The sequence below is a fragment of the Mariniflexile sp. TRM1-10 genome, from assembly GCF_003425985.1.
Classification (GTDB): domain Bacteria; phylum Bacteroidota; class Bacteroidia; order Flavobacteriales; family Flavobacteriaceae; genus Mariniflexile.
Genome location: NZ_CP022985.1, coordinates 1,298,675 through 1,316,062, shown reverse-complemented (window position 1 = coordinate 1,316,062; position 17,388 = coordinate 1,298,675). Strand labels below are relative to the sequence as shown.

Below are 17,388 nucleotides of genomic sequence, written 5' to 3'. Positions count from 1 at the left end.
GCAAAAAAAAAACAGCTATTTAGCTGTTTTTTACTACAATATGATGTTTTCTTTATTTTATTACTAATTTTCTGGTTTCGCTTATGTTGCTTTCCGTAATCTTTAAAACATAAACACCTTTACTTAAATTTGAAATATTCAACTCTTTGCCAGTTAAAACGGTACTGAAAATTAACTTACCTAAAACATCGTAAAATTCAATGCTCTTGGTTAAATTAAGCTTAGATGTTATGTATATAAACGTTTTGCCGTTACTAACAGGATTAGGATAAATAGACAAGTTTTCTATATTTTGTGGAATAGAATTATTGCTGGCATAGTTTTGACCAAACCCTGAAAAGGCTGTAAAAAATGCCAAAGCAAAAAATAAAGTTAATAAGTATTTTTTTTCCATAGGTTCTGTTCAACGCTGTAAATATACATAATTAGAGCAAATTTGATGCCAAAAAAGTGTTAAAGATACATGTGTTTGAACGAAAGTTTAAATTACTGTAACTTGTTTGTTATCTTAATGTTATTTATTTTAGAATCGTGATAAATTTCAATAAAGTCTTGTTATTAATTTTATCTTTACTTCAAGAAAAAAACGTTTATTGTTTTAAACAAAAAAAAAGAGAAGAGAAGTAAGAACTCTAAAACTTAGAAACTCTGAAACTTTGCAGCTTTGAAACTTAAAAAACATATGAAAAAGAAGGATATCAAAATACTATTAGTAGACGACGAACCAGATATTTTAGAAATAGTTAGTTACAATTTATCTAGTGAAGGTTATCAAGTAATTACTGCCGAAAATGGTAGTGAGGCCGTTAAAAAAGCAAAAAAGGAACTTCCCAATTTAATTATTTTAGATGTGATGATGCCGGAAATGGATGGCATTGAAGCTTGTGAACTCATTAGGAAAATTCCAGATTTACAAAATACACTTATCGTGTTCCTAACTGCTAGAGGTGAAGACTATTCGCAAGTAGCAGGTTTTGATGCGGGTGCCGATGATTATATAACCAAGCCAATTAAGCCAAAAGTATTGGTTAGTAAAGTTAAAGCCTTATTAAGACGCTTTAAAGAAGAGGATGTAGTAGATTCATTTAAAATAGGAAGCTTAGAAATAAATAGAGACGAGTATAAGATTACTTCAAAAGGAAAAGAAATTATTTTGCCGAGAAAAGAATTTGAATTACTATCTTTATTAGCATCAAAGCCAGGTAAAGTTTTTAAACGCGATGAGATTCTTGATACCGTTTGGGGTAACGAAGTTATAGTTGGAGGTAGAACCATAGATGTACACATTCGTAAACTACGTGAAAAAATAGGAGATGATAGCTTTAAAACCATCAAAGGCGTTGGCTATAAGTTTGTAGATTAATGCAACCAAAATTTAAAAAATCATATAAGTTCGCGATTAATACATCGCTCTATATAACTCTTTATGTAACGCTCTTAACGAGTGTTTTTTTATATGCATTCTATTCTTTTAATATAAAGTATATATTGCTACTTGCTCTTAGTACCTACATATTTTCTTTTATTGTTACTCAATTTAGAGTGGAGCGGTTCATTTATAAACGCGTAAAAAAAATATACGACGATTTAACACTTTTAGAATCAACAAGTATAACAAAAGGTACCATAACAACCGACATGAAAACGCTCACTGAAGAAATTGATAAGTTTGCGCGCGATAAAAAAATAGAAATAGAATCTTTAAAAGTTAGAGAGCAATACAGAAAAGAGTTTTTGGGCAATGTATCGCATGAATTAAAAACACCTTTGTTTACAGTACAGGGTTACATCTTAACGTTGCTTGATGGTGCTATGGAAGATAAAAACCTTAGAGAGAAATACTTGGAAAGAGCGAGTAAAGGTGTAGAAAGATTGGGTTATATCGTGAAAGATTTAGATATGATAACCAAGCTGGAAGTTGGCGATTTAAGTTTAAATACTGAAGTTTTTAATATAGTAGAATTAGTAAAAGGCGTATTTGATATGCTTGAAATGAAAGCTTCAAAAAAACGAATTACACTTACTTTTGATGCTGATTACTTCACGCCTGTTTTAGTAAATGCGGATAAAGAACGGATACAGCAAGTATTGGCAAATCTTATTGTAAACTCTATAAAGTATGGAAGGGAAAAAGGCACAACAGAGGTAAGCATAGAAAATCTTATAAAGAACAAAGTTATTGTAAGGGTTACCGATAATGGTGAAGGTATAGAGAAAAAAGATTTATCGCGTATATTCGAACGGTTTTATAGAGTCGATAAAAGTGGCTCGCGTAAAGAAGGTGGTTCTGGTTTAGGGCTTTCTATAGTGAAACATATTATTGAAGCGCACCGAGAGAAGATATATGTGGAAAGCGAATTTGGTGTTGGCAGCGAGTTTTCATTTACGCTCGAAAAGGCTAAATAGTTCTTTAAAATCGGGTTCATAATCAAAAGATTTCAGTCCATCAAAATCATCCAATCCGTTCAGCTTATCTAAAGTAAAAACTTGCTGACTGCAACTGGGTACTAAGTTTAACTCAGTAAGTCGTGTCGCTAAATATTCTTGTTCAAACTGTCCGGGAGTTGGTATAAAAAAAGCCTTTTTATTAAGTTTAGCCAAATCCATAACCGTTGTGTAACCGGATCGCGATATAATAAGAGCACTTTCGTTAATGGTTTTTTCCAATAAGCTCGACGTCATAAAATTATAAACGGTTATGTTACCAATTATTTGTATGGTTTGTTCTTTTTCCATAACCCCATTTACAAAAACCACTTTGCCTGAATAGTTTTTTAACTCGCTTAATAATTTGGTTTCAAGTAATGTGCGTTGTGGTTCAGGACCAGACAGTAAAACCATAATATCATTTACAATTTTTACATATCGTTTTTCAAACCGACTTAAAGGCCCTATATAGGTTGTTGGAATTTCAAAAGTATCCGGATGGCCTAATCTTCCGCTTAAGTTAATGGTAGCTTCAACATCGGGAATCCAACATGCATCAAACTTTTTAATGAATTTCTCATGTATTTTTGTGCTCAACCAAGTCGTGTTTCCGCTTAAAACATTCAATTGGTGTGTAATAAATACCGAAGGCACTTTTTTGCTATAAACGCCCAATCTATTATCAGAAATAATTCCCGAAATATGGTTGTTTTCAACAATCTGCTTTATGGCTCTTTTTTCAGCTTTGATAGCCTTCAATAGTTTGGGCGAATCTGTAAGAAGTTTTAATTTAAAGAATTTGCCATTTTTAGCATAGGTAATGTTATAGGCAGGCAATTCAACCGAAGAGAGTCTAGGGAACTCTTTTTGCAACAAGGCAAGTGCCACACCGTCACTAGCTATTACAGGTTCAAAACCATGCGTTAACAATGCATTTATAATAGGAATGCACCGGGTAGCATGTCCCAAACCCCAATTTAAAGGCGCAACTAAAATGCGTTTTTTCAAAAGTATGTATATTTATTTGAGCATGACCTCGAATTTAGTTCGGGGTCGGGCTTTTTTACCAAATTCAAAGATAAGCATATAAATGCTTAGGTATATTTCCTTAATTTTACCAAATTATTATATAAAGAGAGTCTGTGGGAAGTAAAAATAAACTAAGAAGATTTAAAGAAAACGAAACATTTGGTAATGTTTACCAACCAACAAGAGATGCATTGGTTAATAATGGCTTTGTTCTAAAAGGAAATTGGAACCAATCGATATTTAAAAACAACAATCCACTGGTGTTGGAACTGGGCTGCGGCAAAGGGGAGTATTCGGTGGCATTGGCAAAAAAATATCCCAATAAAAACTTTATTGGTATTGATATAAAAGGTGCTCGTTTTTGGCGCGGTGCTAAAACAGCGGTAGAAGAAAATATTTCAAATGTCGCATTTTTACGCACGCAAATTGAACTTATAGACTATGCTTTTGGAACTAATGAGGTTGATGAAATTTGGATTACATTCCCAGACCCACAGATAAAATACAAACGTACCAAACACCGCATGACAAATGCTGAGTTTTTAAAACGTTACAAAACCATTTTAAAAGAAGATGGTGTTGTAAACCTTAAAACAGATAGCGAATTTATGCATGGTTATACACTCGGGCTGTTGCATGGCGCAGGACACGAGGTGTTGTATGCCAACCATAATGTGTACAAACAAGAAGGTAGCCCTGAAGAAGTTACAAGCATTCAAACCTTTTACGAATCGCAATATTTAGAACAAAACAAACCAATTACGTATATTCGGTTTAAAATTAAATAGTTGTGAATATAACCATTATCTTTTTTTTAGGTTTAATTATAGCTTTAGTAGGAGTTGTTCCACCAGGTTTGCTAAACATGACTGCGGCTAAAATAAGCTTAAAGGAAGGACATACAAGAGGTGTTGTATTCTCTATTGGTGTTAGTACCATTGTATTAATTCAAACGTATGTAGCTGCTATTTTTGCAAGTTATTTAAGTCATCATCCCGAAATCGTGAATATACTGCAGCGTGTGGCGTTTGTTGTTTTTGTACTTATAACTATCTACTTTTTATTTATAGCTAAAATAGAACCTAAAGAAGTTGCAGAGCCTGAAGTACGTAGTAAAAAAAGCCGCTTTTTTCAAGGTGTTTTTATGTCTGGGATTAATGTATTCCCCATTCCGTATCAGGCTTATATGACCATTACTATAGCCTCGTTTGGGTGGTTGGATTTTAATCAAATTAGTATTATTTCGTATGTGGCAGGAGCTGCTATGGGTACTTTTGTGATGCTTTATGTGTATATGTTCTTTTTTGACAAAATAAAAAATAAATCAATTACGTCCCAAAAAAGCATGAACTACCTTATAGGTACTGTGACTGGCGTGATTTCAATCATCACCTTAATTAATATCATCAAAGAAGTGTAGGTATGCAGCCAGAAACATGGAGTTTTTTTGATAAAGTTTATGAAGTTGCGAAGCAAATCCCTTATGGTAGAGTTACTAGCTATGGCGCTATTGCAACGTATCTTGGTGCTGCAAGAAGTGCACGTATGGTTGGGTATGCCATGAATGGTTCGGTAGGAAAGGATGTGCCAGCACATCGTGTGGTTAATAGAAAAGGTTTGTTAACGGGCAAACATCATTTTGATGGCACTAATTTAATGCAGCAGCTTTTAGAAAGCGAAGGGATTAAAGTAGTTGATAACCAAATACAGGATTTTGAAAACGTGTTTTGGGAGCCTTCAAAGGAATTGTGAATTAGATTTTAACCACTTTTTTTATAATTTCATTTTGATTGGTTTTTACTTTTAAAAAATAAGTTCCATTTAATAAATGTTTAATTGATAATTCCAATTTATTTTTGGAATTCAAATAAGAAATTTGATTTACTAATCTGCCAGAAATATCATAGATAGAAATAGCGTTTATAGCCTCGTTACTTTCGATTATTAAATTATCTTCTACAGGATTCGGGTATATGCTTATTAGCTTGTTGTTGGCTTCTGTTTTGTTAATTGATAGAGATTTTTCAATACTAGTTTTGGCTGTATTTGTTATAATAGGTTTGTTGTAGTCAAAGTAAATTTCAGCTTCATTTTCAAAAACATCTCCAATTAATAGTGTTGGTAACGTTTTTATTTTGAATGCAACATAACCATCGTTATTGGCATCATCAAATGGAAGGTTGATATTTTCAAAAATGAACTCAACAACATTATCGGTAATTTTAGTTGTCATACCATGGCTAGAATCTGTAATAATAAGTGAAGTAATGTCAAATTTTGTGATATCAATAAAATCTTTAATTACAATGTTAACAGCTTCAGCAGTTCCAGTATTTTCACAACGAATCAAATAGTGCACATATTCTCCAATTAAATCTGGCGTTACAGTGTTTCCTTCCAAACAAGTTTTGTCGTTGGGGTCAAATGAGTTAACCACGGTTTGGTTTAAGGTAAAAGTATTGTCAATCTTTGTTTCGTCACCAGTAATAGGATAGATAGTGGTTGAAAAGTTTAATATGTCACCACCATTCACTGAAGGGGTTTCTAATGGGGTGTTTATATTAAATGTTATTAAGATTTCTTTAGATTCAAAAGGTTGTAGGTTATTATAATTCCAGCTTAATAGATTTGTTGATTGTGCATCTACTACTGGATTTGAAGTAATTAAATCCAGTAAATCATCTTGAAAATTCATTTGAATTGAGCCAGATAACGATTGGTTTCCTTTGTTTTTGTATTTTATTTTGTAATTAACATTAAAGCCAGGACGTGCAACTTTAATAGGTATTATAGATATATCCAAATCGTTATGTATGCCATTAGGAGTAATACAAAAATCTTGGTAAACTATGTTTCCGTCTACTAGAAAACTAGCTGTAATTGAACTAGGGGATATTGTAAAGTAGCCTGGGTTTTCTAAAATAGGTGTTATGGTATGATTTCCTGCTTTCACATAGGCTTTATATAGGCCAGTGTTGCCAGAAATAAATATACCGTTTGAAACAGTATTATTAACTTTGCATTTTACATGGTCATAAAAAGGAATGGCATCATTACAAGCGTTACCATTTTCATTAAATATGAATTGGCCTTCAATTGCCGAACAACCTCCACCAGGTTGAAACGTGCAATATGAGTTAATTTCGCAGTCCGTATAGCCATAACCATCTATTAAATCTTGAACAGTATCAATTTCAAATTCATCACAACATATATAGCTTAAATTTGGGCTAAAAGTGAAATAGAGTTTTGTTTCTGGACTCCCATTTTTAATTATTAAGGTTGTCAAGTTAGGAGTGGATCCGCAAACTAACTGTTCAAGTTTCGGCGAGTTACTAACATCAATAACCGAAAGGTTGCTAAATCCACAAGTTAAATATTTCATTTCTGGAAGCATACTAAAATCCAAGGATGTGAATGCATTGTCCTGACAATTAAAGTTTTCCAATTTTGAAAGGTTATCGAGATTTAAGGATGTTAATTGGTTTGTATTACATGCTAACCGAGTTAAATTTGGTAAACCCTTAATATCCAATTCAGTTAGTTCATTATGGCCACATATTAAAGTGTTAAGGTTATTTAAATTACCTATGCTCAAAGAAGTTAGGTTTCCAGAGCTACAATTTACATTTACCAAGTTTACTAGCTTGCTGACATCTAAAATCTTTAATGGATTGTAGCTACAATCAATTTGTTTTAAGTTGGTCAAAGCATCTACATTTAAAGATGTAAGACTGTTGTTGTTAAGATATAAATACTCTAAATTAGTTAACAATGATACGTCTAAGGAGGTTAAGGAATTATTTGCTAAGTCTAAAGATTTAAGTTTTGTTAAAGCACTTAAGTTAACTGAAGTTATTAAATTATCATGTGCAGATAATGTTGTAAGGTTAATAAAATATTGAATTCCTTCTAGAGATTCTATACTTTGATTGGAAATGGAAAGTAAGGTTTTGTTTTCCGCTTCGATCACTTGAATTTCCCCATCATTATTTGAATCAGTGCCGTTAGCTAAAAGTATATTTTTAAAATTAACATCAGGGATATTGACAATCTGTTCTTCTATAGCTGAGCATATGGAATTTACAACTGTGTTTGGGCCTATTAAGTCAGAAAACATATCATATTCTTCTAGAATATCATCTAAACAAATAAAATTAGGGAAAGGATAAGCAGGGCCAGAACCTATGTAATTGTGAGTGATATTATTTAAAATAGACCCATTTTTAAGGATTAATTTATCTATAAAGTTTTCAGAAATATCTAAAACTTCAAGTTTGCTTAAACAACTGAAATCAAATATTTCTGGTTCGCCTCCTTCTAAATAACTACAATTTAAATTTTTAAGGTTGGGGATTTGACAAAAATCGATGTTTAAAAAGCTGTTATAATAACTAAAATTTTCTAAGTTGATGCATCCGGATAAATTTACATTGGTAAATCTATCTGACTCACTGTAAAAATCGTTAGGTCTAATATTTACTAATTCTAAAGTTCTTAAATTTTCTAAACCAGATATATTTATGTTTTTCAGTTTAATAGATTCAGCATGATTTAAAATTAGAGATTCAAGTTTAGTTAAAGAAGTAAAATCAAAATTTGTTGGAGCCGTACTAAGATCGGTATGGTCGAAAAAATAAGTATTGCCAAAGTTTAGTTTTGTTAAATTGATAAATGATTCTAACCCTGTAATATCAAGAATATTAGGATTTCCTTGAAAAATTAGATTTGTAACCGCTTCCGCTTCGATTAATTGAATTTCTCCATCATTATTAATGTCAATATAAGTATCAGGAATGTCATCACCATTTGTATCAATCGTATTTGTACTTATGAGAATATTTTTAAGATTAGTATCAGGAATGGTTATGGTCTGAGAATAAACCATATGAGAAGTAAGAAGAACAATGAGAGAAAGGTAAAGGTGTTTCATAAGTTTGATTTGAGGTAAATGTATTATAATTTGTAATATTTTGTTGATTTTATGTGTTAATTTAGATTAATGGAATAATAAATTTGACAAAGTACTTGTGGGAGCCTTCTAAAGGGTTCCAACTATTTCCTAATCACCCCAAAATTCACAAAAAAGCAAACAAAAATCATATTTATAAACAAACTAAATATCTCCATAAATCATTTCAATTCAATAGCTTTAAATTTTAAATAATTCACAGTATCTTTGCGTTTTAGAATAAATCTAAGTATACAATGAAGCTGAACAAACAAGATATACTCAAAGCCTTAGAATCTATTACAGTAGTTGGTGAAGGACAAAACATGGTTGAAAGTGGTGCTGTAACGAATGTAGTGACTTTTGGTGATGAGGTTATTGTAGATATTACTATAAAAAACCCAAGTTTACAAGCTAAAAAACGTACCGAAGTCGATATTTTAAAGACCATCCACGAACAGGTTTACGAAAAAGCTAAAATTACCATTAACGTAAAAGTTGATGCGCCAGCAAAACCAAAAGTAAATGTTGTTAAAGGAAAGCCCATTCCAGGGATTCAAAATATTGTAGCAATAGCATCAGGTAAAGGCGGTGTAGGGAAATCTACCGTAACGGCAAATTTAGCGGTAACTTTAGCTAAAATGGGCTTTAAAGTAGGCGTGCTGGATGCCGATATTTACGGACCATCCATCCCCATTATGTTTGATGTAGAAGCTGAAAAACCTTTAGCGGTTAATATCGGTGGAAAATCTAAAATGAAACCCGTTGAGAATTACGGTGTAAAAGTATTGTCTATTGGCTTTTTTACCCAACCAAATCAAGCGGTAGTTTGGAGAGGGCCTATGGCAGCCAAAGCTTTAAACCAAATGATTTTTGATGCCCATTGGGGAGAGCTGGATTTTATGCTAATTGATTTACCTCCAGGTACTGGTGATATTCATTTAAGTATCATGCAATCACTTCCAATAACAGGTGCTGTGGTAGTTAGTACACCACAAAATGTGGCATTGGCAGATGCTAAAAAAGGTGTTGCCATGTTTCAACAAGAAAGTATTGATGTGCCAGTATTAGGAATTATAGAAAATATGGCATACTTTACACCAGAAGAATTGCCAAACAATAAATATTATATCTTTGGAAAAGAGGGTGCTAAAAATTTAGCAGACGATTTACAAGTGCCATTTTTAGGTGAAATACCGTTGGTGCAAAGTATTAGAGAAGCGGGAGATGTGGGCAGGCCAGCAGCATTACAAACGGCTACTGAGTTAGAGCAAGCATTTGAAAAACTAGCACAGAATGTTGTACAAGAAGTTGTGAGACGAAATGATAGTTTACCGCCTACCGAGGCTATAAAAATTACAACTATGGCTGGATGTTCAGCAGTTAAAAAGAAATAAATGACGTCAGAAGAAGTTAGACTAAATGTCGAAAAAGCATTAGATGAAATTCGTCCATTTTTACAAAGTGATGGTGGCGATATTTCATTGTTATCTATAGAAGATAACGATACCTTGGTAAAAGTGCAGCTGCAAGGGGCGTGTGTTGGTTGTACAGTAAACCAAATGACGCTAAAATCGGGTGTTGAAATGACTATAAAAAAGTATGCTCCACAAATAGAGCAGGTTGTGAATATTTCCGCTTAAATGTCATTTACACCTGTAAGAGGCTGTTTAAATTTATATCAATTGTTTTTCTATGCCCCTTTTTGTGCACAATTTCGTTGAAACCTCATCAAATGGCCCTGCCATTATCTTCGATTTCGCCTCATTTTGCATCAAAAATGACCTATAGAATATCCAATCATACAAATTTAAACAGGCTCTAATTAAATAACCTTTTCTTTTTTAAGTAGAGTTTCTAGGCTATTGGCTATTTCGAAGCAATGACTAACTTTAGAAACCTCGTTACAAAATTTATTATCAGTGTTTTGTGCTTTACAATCCAAGCCTGCTAATTTTACTTTTCCGAAATTCTTGTTTATAATTTTACACTGTTGGAACAAGCTTTCTATAGTTTTATATTGATTTGTTTCAACTTCATGCTTTATAAGGTATCCTCTTAGATAGTTTTCAATGGCATCTTGAGAATTTTTGCATACCAAATAAGATACAATATCCTCTTCGGGTTTATATAGTTCTTTATTTGCTTGGTTTAACTTTTGTGCGGCATTTACAAAAAATTTAGTGGCATCTTGGTTCATGATAAAAAATTTATTGTTAATAGTTTTAAATGAACTCAGTTTGAGTTCGGTTTATAAAACCCCCATCCTATTGGAATTGTATAGAATGGAGATTTTTTATATTTCTAACTGTCTAAAAAGTAAGCTTTAATGTCAGTTTGAGCGCAGTCGAAAACCTTGTATGTTAGATAATCAATGCATTTCGCAAGCTGTGCTTTTATCTTCAAATAAAAATATATTTTCATTTTCGATAATGCTCAATGTGACAATTTACTTCTAAATAAACTTTTTAGACAGTCTCTTTCAAAAGACATATCTTAAATGTCTCTGTAAAGTTCCAGTCTTTCCCAATTAGAGTTAACCTCTGTTTGGGCCTGTTCTAAAAGATTCGCTCCAAGTTCTGCATTTTCTTTAGCGACTCTAGTAAAACGGGTTTCGTTATACATGAAGTCTTTAAGCGGAATTGAAGGCGCTTTAGAGTCTAATTTAAACTTCTGACCTTTTGGTTTAGAAGGGTCAAACCTAAATAGTGGCCAATAACCGCTGTCTACAGCTTTTGTTTGTTGTGAGGCACCGTTAGCAAGATCATAACCATGTTCGCCACAATGTGAGTAGGCGATTATTATTGAAGGTCCTGGATAGGCCTCGGCTTCTTCTATTGCTTTAAGCGTTTGAAGGTCTTTAGCACCTATGGCTATTTGTGCAACATATACGTTTCCATAAGAAACAGCTTGTAATGCTAAGCTTTTCTTGTGGGTTCGTTTGCCAGACACAGAGAATTTTGCACTAGCACCTAAAGGAGTTGCCTTAGATGTCTGTCCGCCAGTATTCGAGTAAACTTCAGTATCCATTACCAAAATATTTACGTCTTCTCCTGAAGCTAAAACATGATCTACACCACCGTAACCGATGTCGTATGCCCAACCATCACCACCTAAAATCCACACAGATTTTTTACGAAGGTATTCTGTAAGTTGCATAAGCTTTTTAGCATTTCCGCTATCTAAACCAACAAGTTTTTCTTTTAATTTGTCAAGGTTTTTGAAGTTTTCTGCTTTTTCTGTTTCAGTAGTTTCTGGATTATTTAGTATGGCATCCACCAAGTCTGTGCCAACTTCATCTTCAATGGATTTAAGTAGGTTGACCGCAATTTCTTGTTTTTTACTTAAGGCTAATTTCATACCTAAACCAAATTCAGCATTATCTTCAAATAATGAATTTGCCCAAGCAGGACCTCTACCAAACTTATTGGTTTTATAAGGTGTTGTTGGTAGATTGCCACCATAAATTGAAGAGCATCCCGTTGCATTTGCTATTAAAATGCTATCGCCATATAACTGGGTCAATAGCTTAACGTATGGAGTTTCTCCACAACCAGAACAAGCACCGGAAAATTCAAATAAAGGTTCTAAAAATTGGGAGCCTTTTACATTTGTAATTTGTAATTCCGTTCTATTGTAATCCGGTAGATTAATAAAGTATTCCCAATTAATATCTTCTTCAGCTTCAACAGTAAGTTTTTTGTGCATGTTAATAGCTTTAAAGTTTTCATCTTCTTTACTAACGGCTGGACAAACAGCTACACATAAATCGCAACCTGTACAATCTTGGGGAGACACTTGTAGTACATAAGATTCTTCATTTTTATTAAATGGCCTACCTATAGCGCCTGCAGATTTTAATGTTTTGGGTGCGTTCGCTAATTCGGTATTGTTTACAACTTTTGCTCTAATGGCAGCATGCGGACAAATGGCGACACATTTATTGCATTGTGTACACAGGCTGGCATCGTCCCAAATAGGTACCATATCGGCAATACCACTTTTTTCGTATTGTGAGGTGCCTGTAGGGAAGGTGCCATCAACAGGAAATGCACTAACTGGAAGCTCATCGCCAAATCCCCCTAGGATTTTTTCCAACACATCGGTTACAAATCCTTCAGGTGCATTCGTCATAGCTGTTTGCAAGTTTTTTTCGCTCGTTACAGCTTTTGGATATGTTACTTTTTGAAGATTGGCTAAGGCATTATCTACGGCTGTGAAATTCATTTGTACAATCCTATCTCCTTTATGGGAATACGATTTTACAATAGCATCTTTAATACGTTGAATTGCTTCTTCTTTTGGTAAAACACCAGAGATGGCGAAGAAACATGTTTGTAATACAGTGTTTGTACGCTTACCTAAATTGGAGTCTGCGGCTACTTTTGTGGCATCAACTACATAGAAATTGATTTCCTTTTCAACAATTTCTTTTTGTAGTTTTTTTGGTAATTGATTCCAGATGTCTTCCTTGGAATAAGGGGCGTTTAATAGGAAGGTTCCACCATGTTTTAAATCGGCAACCATATTGTATTTCTCAATAAAATTAAATTGATGGCTCGCAACAAAATCTGCTTTATCAATTAAGTATGTAGAATATATTGGTTTGGGACCAAAACGTAAGTGGGAAATGGTTTGTGCGCCTGCTTTTTTAGAATCATAAACGAAATAACCTTGCACATAATTATCAGTAGTTTTTCCAATAATTTTGATGGAGTTTTTATTTGCTCCAACAGTACCATCTGATCCTAAACCGTAGAACATACAATTAATGGTGCTGCTTTCTATTTCAAAGTTTCTGTCAATTGGTAAGCTCGTAAAGGTCACGTCATCATTAATGCCAACTGTAAAATGGTTTTTAGGTTTGTCGTCTAATAGTTCGTCATAAACACCTTTAACCATTTGAGGCGTAAATTCTTTTGATGATAAACCATAACGTCCACCTACTACAACAGGCATTTCCCTATCGCTTTCATTTAATGCTGTAATAACATCTTGGTAAAGTGGTTCGCCAACACTGCCTGGTTCTTTCGTTCTGTCAAGAACTGCAATTTTCTTAACGGTTTTTGGTAATTCATCAACAAAATGTTTAATAGAGAAAGGTCTAAACAAACGAACAAATAGTACGCCTACTTTTTCACCATGATGCACCATAGTTTCCACAGCTTCTCTTGCAGCACCTTCTCCAGAGCCCATTAATATGATAATGCGTTCTGCTTCTGGATGGCCTTCGTAATAGAATAAACTATATTGTCTGCCGGTGTGTTCGTAGAATTCATTCATGGTTTCTTCAACAATACCGGGTACTCTTTCGTAAAACGAATTAGCAGCTTCTCTGGCTTGGAAAAAAACATCTGGGTTTTGTGAGGTTCCTCGTATTACTGGATGATCTGGATCAAGAGAGCGTTTTTTGTGCTCTAAAATTTTGTCCTCTGGCATCATGGCTATAATAATATCGTCTGGAATAGCATCAATTTTTGAAATCTCATGTGAGGTTCTAAATCCGTCGAAAATATTAAGAAAAGGGACTCTGGATTTTAAGGTTGCCACCTGAGCAATTAAGGCCATGTCTTGTGCTTCTTGAACCGAGCCACCAAACAACATAGCAAATCCTGTTTGTCTGGCTGCCATAACATCTGAGTGATCACCAAAAATAGATAGTGCATGGGTTGCAATGGTTCTTGCAGCCACATGTATCACAGAAGGTAATAGTTCACCTGCTATTTTGTACATGTTAGGAATCATGAGGAGTAGCCCTTGTGATGCTGTAAAGGTTGTGGTTAAGGCGCCAGCCTGTAGGGATCCATGAACAGCTCCGGCAGCACCACCTTCACTCTGCATTTCCACAATGCGAGGGATGTTTTCCCAAATGTTTTTCTGTCCTTTCGAACTGTATACATCTACGTGCTCGCCCATGGGGGATGCAGGAGTAATTGGATAGATTGCGCACACTTCGTTGGTTTTGTGTGCAACTCTTGCAACGGCCTCATTAGCATCGCAAATTAGTTTTGAAAATTGTTTTTTCATAATGTTCTTATTGTTTAGACCAAGTAAGATTTTATGAACCAATTAAAACCCGACAGGTCAATTAAATAATTTTCTTAAAATTAGAATTTGAATAGCATCTAGACTATGACAATTGTCATGTGGTGCCGTGTTTTTTGCCCTGATTATGCAATAACACTTCGTAATAAGGGCTGAAAGACTAATAAAATAAGTGATTTCATCGACTGAATCATAGCATTGTTATGCTGAAGAAGGAAAATTAAGTGTAAAATATTGTTTTTCAAGTATTTAACTTATTATTTTCATTGTTTTTTATTGATATTCGTGAATCTCACTTCGTTCTATTTCAGGTCGTAATAAATTTTCTGTTGTATAATTTGGGTTTCATGACTCAATAAAAAAATGAGGGAATCCCTCCGTTTGAAACCCTCATTTTATAGTGCATAATTTCATGGGTTGTTAAACGATAGAAATTATTGCGAAAAAGAAAAATAAATTCTTAAATGGTATTAGGTTGTGCTATTCTGCGTGTAACCACGCTTTCTTTTCTAGTAAAGCATCTTCTGATTCAATATGGTTTTCATCTGGAACGCAACAATCGACAGGGCATACCGAAGCGCATTGTGGTTCGTCGTGAAACCCTTTACATTCGGTACACTTACCTGGTACAATGAAATAAAACTCATCAGATATGGGTTCATTCATTTTATCGGCATCTATTTGTTCTCCAGTAGGTGAAGTTTCAGTCCCGCTTAAAGCTGTTTCGTCTGCATAAGCCCATTCTTGACCAGGCTCATAAATTGCATTATTTGGACACTCCACGATACAAGCATCACAATTAATACATTCATCTGTTATAATAATTGCCATAATTAATTTGTGTTTAGAGTTATAAAAGTAGTTTTCAATTTTCAGTTTAAATATGACTTTTGTCACCTTTAAACTAAAAAAGGTAAGTTATATTTACGTGTAAAGCCTTTTTTAAGGTGTTGGTTTTAAGTCAACTAACTCTTGTAAAGCCCGCGGGGCATTTATAGGAAGAACATTAAAAATTTGGGGCAAGCCTCGGAGCATTCAAATCTCGATTATAAAGTAAATTAATTTCTTATGATAGCTAATATTATTACAGACAATAAAAATCTTCAGTACGAAGCACTGGATGCCGTAGTAATAAGATTTGTTGGCGATTCTGGTGACGGGATGCAGTTAACGGGCACGCAATTTTCAGATACATCTGCTATGTTTGGTAATGATATAGCAACATTTCCTAATTATCCATCTGAAATAAGGGCGCCACAAGGAAGTTTGTATGGCGTTTCTGGGTTTCAAGTGCATATAGGTAGTGTGGAGATTAGTACGCCGGGAGATGATGTGGATTTATTGGTAGCCATGAATCCTGCTGGGTTAAAAACTAATTTATATTTAGTGAAACCTGGACATACTATTATTGTCGATACCGATGCATTCACAAAAAAGAATTTAGAAAAAGCACAATACCTAACGAATCCGCTTAAAGATGGTAGCCTGGAAAACTATAGAGTCATAGAAGTCTCTATGTCTTCATTAACAAAAGAGGCTTTAAAAGATGTAGGGGATTTAGATAATAAAATCATGACTCGAAGTAAAAATATGTTTGCTTTAGGTATGGTATATTGGATGTACCATCGTTCACCAGAGCATACTATCGATTTTATTAATAAAAAATTCGCATCAAAACCCCATTTAATCGAGTCTAACACGAAAGTGCTAAATGCAGGCTATTATTATGCAGAAACATTAGAGTTAATTCCAAATGCATATGCCATTTCGCCAGCAAAAATGGCGACTGGTACTTATCGGATAATTGGAGGTAATACGGCAACAGCTTGGGGCTTTTTAGCAGCAGCAGAAAAGTCGGGGCTAGAATTATTCTTAGGTTCCTATCCCATTACACCAGCCACAGATATTTTACATGAACTTGTTAAGCACAAGCATTTTGGTGTAAAAGCGTTTCAAGCTGAAGATGAAATAGCCGGCATAACATCTGCCATAGGGGCTGCATTTGCAGGTGATTTAGCAATTACAACAACCTCGGGTCCTGGTTTAGCGTTAAAGGTGAGGCATTAGGATTAGCGATGATGGTAGAATTGCCTTTAGTTGTAGTCAATGTGCAACGTGGCGGTCCTTCTACCGGTTTGCCAACCAAAACAGAACAATCAGATTTAATGCAGGCTATGTATGGTAGAAATGGGGAAAGCCCTGTCATTGTTCTGGCGGCTAGCACCCCTTCTAATTGTTTTAATTATGCATTCCAAGCTGCAAAACTCGCTTTAGAACATATGACGCCTGTTATTTTATTAACCGATGGTTATATAGCGAATGGTTCTGAGCCTTGGAAAATAAAAAGTGTGTCCGAAATGCCAGAAATTAAAAACAATAAAGTGACCAAAGTGACAGAGAATAGGCATCCTTATGACAGAGATGAAGTGACGCTAGCTCGTAACTGGGCAGTGCCAGGTACTTTTGGTTTAGAGCATCGAATTGGCGGTTTAGAAAAAGATAAAATTACAGGAGATGTGTCGCATGATCCAGAAAATCATGAATTTATGACCAAAATACGCGCAGAGAAAATTAAGCGTGTGCAAAGTTATATACCAGAGTTAACTATCGAATTTGCCCAAGAAGGCGATTTGTTAGTTGTTGGTTGGGGCGGTACTTATGGTAGTTTACATTCTGCCGTTAAAGAATTAAATAAAGAAGGTTATACTAAAATTGGGTATGCTCATTTTAATTATATAAATCCGTTGCCAAAAAACACCGAATCTGTTTTACGTAAGTTTAAAAAAATTGTGGTATGTGAGTTAAACAATGGTCAGTTTATAAATATTCTAAAAATGAATTTTGATATATGCGGATTGTTACAATACAACAAAATTCAAGGCTTACCATTTGGAAATAGTGAACTCATCACGGAATTCAAAAAAATAATAGACTAA

The 17,388-nt window shown here is 34.2% G+C and carries 13 protein-coding genes and 1 pseudogene; 8 read left to right on the top strand and 6 right to left on the bottom strand.

Annotated features, from left to right (window positions below):
* Nucleotides 1–52: 52 nt before the first annotated feature.
* Complete coding sequence (locus CJ739_RS05615; RefSeq protein WP_117173253.1) at nucleotides 53–394, bottom strand: T9SS type A sorting domain-containing protein; 342 nt, start codon at nucleotides 392–394, stop codon at nucleotides 53–55.
* Between the two features lie 288 nt (nucleotides 395–682).
* Here CJ739_RS05615 and CJ739_RS05610 point away from each other — a divergent pair, with 288 nt between their 5' ends.
* Both CJ739_RS05610 and CJ739_RS05605 read left to right on the top strand, forming a co-directional pair.
* Nucleotides 683–1,363 (top strand): response regulator transcription factor, encoded by a 681-nt coding sequence (locus CJ739_RS05610; protein ID WP_117173252.1) that lies wholly within the window; start codon nucleotides 683–685, stop codon nucleotides 1,361–1,363.
* Nucleotides 1,363–2,406 carry a sensor histidine kinase gene (locus CJ739_RS05605; RefSeq protein ID WP_117173250.1) on the top strand — a complete coding sequence of 348 codons (1,044 nt, stop codon included), beginning with the start codon at nucleotides 1,363–1,365 and terminating at the stop codon, nucleotides 2,404–2,406. Before CJ739_RS05610 ends, CJ739_RS05605 begins: the two co-directional genes overlap by 1 nt.
* Here the strand turns inward: CJ739_RS05605 and CJ739_RS05600 are convergent.
* Nucleotides 2,380–3,435, bottom strand: a complete 1,056-nt coding sequence (locus CJ739_RS05600; protein ID WP_117173248.1) for a glycosyltransferase — start codon at nucleotides 3,433–3,435, stop codon at nucleotides 2,380–2,382. The two genes, CJ739_RS05605 and CJ739_RS05600, sit on opposite strands and share 27 nt — an antisense overlap.
* Before the next feature lie 134 nt (nucleotides 3,436–3,569).
* Here CJ739_RS05600 and trmB point away from each other — a divergent pair, with 134 nt between their 5' ends.
* Genes trmB through CJ739_RS05585 form a run of 3 tightly spaced genes read left to right on the top strand, consistent with a single transcriptional unit; the run spans nucleotide 3,570 to nucleotide 5,208 of the window.
* On the top strand, nucleotides 3,570–4,244 hold the full coding sequence (trmB, locus tag CJ739_RS05595) for a tRNA (guanosine(46)-N7)-methyltransferase TrmB (protein ID WP_117173246.1): 675 nt from the start codon (nucleotides 3,570–3,572) through the stop codon (nucleotides 4,242–4,244).
* Between the two features lie 2 nt (nucleotides 4,245–4,246).
* Nucleotides 4,247–4,876 carry a LysE family transporter gene (locus CJ739_RS05590; protein WP_117173244.1) on the top strand — a complete coding sequence of 210 codons (630 nt, stop codon included), beginning with the start codon at nucleotides 4,247–4,249 and terminating at the stop codon, nucleotides 4,874–4,876.
* Nucleotides 4,877–4,878: 2 nt separating this feature from the next.
* A complete protein-coding gene (locus tag CJ739_RS05585) occupies nucleotides 4,879–5,208 on the top strand; it encodes an MGMT family protein (RefSeq protein WP_117173242.1) in 330 nt (109 codons plus the stop codon).
* A 1-nt stretch (nucleotide 5,209) separates the two neighbouring features.
* On the opposite strand, the gene CJ739_RS05580 is transcribed toward CJ739_RS05585, so the two are convergent.
* A complete protein-coding gene (locus CJ739_RS05580; protein WP_117173240.1) occupies nucleotides 5,210–8,389 on the bottom strand; it encodes a T9SS type A sorting domain-containing protein in 3,180 nt (1,059 codons plus the stop codon).
* Between the two features lie 275 nt (nucleotides 8,390–8,664).
* Between CJ739_RS05580 and CJ739_RS05575 the strand changes: the two genes are divergently transcribed.
* Both CJ739_RS05575 and CJ739_RS05570 read left to right on the top strand, forming a co-directional pair.
* The gene (locus CJ739_RS05575) at nucleotides 8,665–9,804 is read left to right on the top strand and encodes an Mrp/NBP35 family ATP-binding protein (RefSeq protein WP_117173238.1); all 1,140 of its coding nucleotides are present in this window, start codon (nucleotides 8,665–8,667) and stop codon (nucleotides 9,802–9,804) included.
* On the top strand, nucleotides 9,805–10,050 hold the full coding sequence (locus CJ739_RS05570) for a NifU family protein (RefSeq protein WP_117173236.1): 246 nt from the start codon (nucleotides 9,805–9,807) through the stop codon (nucleotides 10,048–10,050). It begins immediately after the preceding gene.
* Nucleotides 10,051–10,232: 182 nt separating this feature from the next.
* On the opposite strand, the gene CJ739_RS05565 is transcribed toward CJ739_RS05570, so the two are convergent.
* The 3 genes from CJ739_RS05565 to CJ739_RS05555 all read right to left on the bottom strand — a co-directional run bounded on the left by CJ739_RS05565 (nucleotide 10,233) and on the right by CJ739_RS05555 (nucleotide 15,283).
* Nucleotides 10,233–10,607 carry a hypothetical protein gene (locus CJ739_RS05565; protein WP_117173233.1) on the bottom strand — a complete coding sequence of 125 codons (375 nt, stop codon included), beginning with the start codon at nucleotides 10,605–10,607 and terminating at the stop codon, nucleotides 10,233–10,235.
* Nucleotides 10,608–10,903: 296 nt separating this feature from the next.
* Entirely contained in the window at nucleotides 10,904–14,434 is a 3,531-nt protein-coding gene (nifJ, locus tag CJ739_RS05560) for a pyruvate:ferredoxin (flavodoxin) oxidoreductase (protein WP_117173231.1), read from the bottom strand.
* A gap of 498 nt (nucleotides 14,435–14,932) precedes the next feature.
* Nucleotides 14,933–15,283, bottom strand: a complete 351-nt coding sequence (locus CJ739_RS05555) for a 4Fe-4S binding protein (protein WP_117173229.1) — start codon at nucleotides 15,281–15,283, stop codon at nucleotides 14,933–14,935.
* Between the two features lie 237 nt (nucleotides 15,284–15,520).
* Here CJ739_RS05555 and CJ739_RS20755 point away from each other — a divergent pair.
* A pseudogene (locus CJ739_RS20755) lies at nucleotides 15,521–17,388 on the top strand (2-oxoacid:acceptor oxidoreductase subunit alpha).